The sequence below is a fragment of the Winogradskyella poriferorum genome (assembly GCF_050618035.1).
In the GTDB taxonomy this organism is placed as follows: Bacteria; Bacteroidota; Bacteroidia; order Flavobacteriales; family Flavobacteriaceae; genus Winogradskyella; species Winogradskyella poriferorum_A.
Genome location: NZ_JBODPY010000034.1, coordinates 1 through 275 on the forward strand (window position 1 = coordinate 1; position 275 = coordinate 275).

Below are 275 nucleotides of genomic sequence, written 5' to 3' on the forward strand. Positions count from 1 at the left end.
CTCTTAATTATAGAGAGCGTAAAATAATTGAAGAACGGAATCAAAAACTCCTAATTGAACTTAAAGAAAATGAAGAATTCTTAAGCATTACAGGAGAAATTGCAAAAATAGGCGGTTGGGAACTTGACCTTATTGACCAATCTGTTAAATGGTCAAGAGAAACTAAACGTATTCATGAAGTCAATCAAAACTATAGTCCCAATTTAGAAACAGCGTTAAATTTTTATCATCCAGATGATAGAAAAATGGTAAAAACTCTTGTTGAAAAAGGGATT

Annotated in this window: 1 protein-coding gene; it reads left to right on the forward strand. The window is 30.9% G+C overall.

What is annotated here, in order from left to right; translation table 11 throughout:
• A partial coding sequence (locus ACRHOC_RS14815) for a hypothetical protein (RefSeq protein WP_431159404.1) occupies positions 1–275 on the forward strand: 275 nt, incomplete at both ends.